Annotated in this window: 1 protein-coding gene; it reads right to left on the minus strand. The window is 63.2% G+C overall.

Translation table 11 applies throughout. The features are described 5' to 3' along the window. Positions 1-1,741, minus strand: a 1,741-nt coding sequence (locus ACQ4OD_RS26290; RefSeq protein WP_430945216.1) for an immunoglobulin-like domain-containing protein, incomplete at both ends; no start/stop codon positions are given.

A 1,741-nucleotide genomic window follows, 5' to 3' on the forward strand; every position in this document is an offset into this window, starting at 1 on the left:
AGTGATGCCGACGGTCAGCGAGCTGCCGTCCTTGAACACATCGTCGCCCTGGGCGGCGGCCTTGTACTCGACCTGGGTCTGGCCAGCCGGGATTACCACCTTGGCGCCGTTGGACAGGGTCACGGTCAGGTCCTGCGCCAGTTTCTGGCTGACCTTGACGGTGAACGACGGTTGCTGGTCTTCGGTGACGTTGCCATTGCCGACGATGGTGACCGAAACCTTGTCGCCCTGGTTGCCGGTGCCCGGCGTGCCCGAACCTGGCTCGTCGGTGACGGAGGTCTTCACTTCGTTCTGACCCAGGGTCAGCTTCTCGAAGTTGTCCGCGCCGGTGACGCCGGTGATCTTGTTGTTGATGGTTGGCTGACCACCGACGAACACGTCGTCCGGCGCATTGATGGTGGCGGTGCCAGTGGCGCTGCCGGCCGGGATGCTGACTTTGGTGCCATCGGTCAGGGTGAAAGTCAGGCCGTTGTGGCCGGTGACCGACAGGCCCTGGGCGTTGGTCAACGTTACGGTGTAGGTGACTTGGCCGCCTTCGCTGACAGTCGTCTTGTCTGCCGACAGGGTGGCGACCACTTCGCTGACGGTGTCGTTGATCTGAACGCTGGCGTTGCCGCCGAGCTCGAGGTTTTCGAAGGTCTTGCCGGTGACCGACGCATCGGAGATGCCGACGGTGAGGGTGTCGCCGTCCTTGAACACGTCATCGCCCTGGGCGGCGGCCTTGTACTCGACCTGGGTCTGGCCAGCCGGGATCACCACCTTGGCGCCGTTGGACAGGGTCACGGTCACGTCCTGCGCCAGCTTCTGGCTGACTTTGACGGTGAACGACGGTTGCTGGTCTTCGGTGACGTTGCCATTGCCGACGATGGTGACCGAGACCTTGTCGCCCTGGTTACCGGTGCCCGGCGTGCCCGAACCTGGCTCGTCGGTGACGGAGGTCTTCACTTCGTTCTGGCCGAGGGTCAGTTTTTCGAAGTTGTCGGCGCCGGTGACGCCGGTGATTTTGTTGTTGATGGTTGGCTGACCACCGACGAACACGTCGTCCGGCGCATTGATGGTTGCGGTGCCAGTGGCGCTGCCGGCCGGGATGGTGACCTTGGTGCCATCGGAAAGGGTGAAGGTCAGGCCGTTGTGGCCGGTGACCGACAGGCCCTGGGTATTGGTCAGGGTCACGGTATAGGTGATCTGGCCGCCTTCGGACACGGTGGTCTTGTCGGCGGACAAGGTGGCCACGACTTCACTGATGGTGTCGTTGATCTGCACGGTGGCGCTGCCGCCGAGCTCGAGGTTCTCGAAGGTCTTGCCGACCACGCTGGCATCGCTGATGCCAACGGTGAGCGGGCCGCCGTCCTTGAACACATCGTCGCCCTGGATCGGCGCCTTGTATTCGACCTGGGTCTGGCCGGCGGGAATCACCACCTTGGCACCATTGCTCAAGGTGACGGTCAGGTCCTGGTCGAGCTTCTGGCTGACCTTGACGGTGAACGATGGCTGCTGGGCTTCGTTGACATCGCCGTTGCCGACGATGGTGACCGAGACCTTATCGCCCTGGTTGCCGGTGCCTGGAGTGCCCGAGCCCGGCTCGTCGGTGACGGAAGTCTTCACTTCATTCTGACCCAGGGTCAGTTTCTCGAAGTTGTCGGCGCCGGTGACACCGGTGATCTTGTTGCTGATGGTGGCTTGGCCGCCGATGAACACGTCGTCCGGCACGTTGATGGTGGCGGTACCGGTGGCACTGCCG

It is taken from the genome of Pseudomonas sp. WC1 (assembly GCF_050586565.1).
GTDB lineage: Bacteria > Pseudomonadota > Gammaproteobacteria > Pseudomonadales > Pseudomonadaceae > Aquipseudomonas.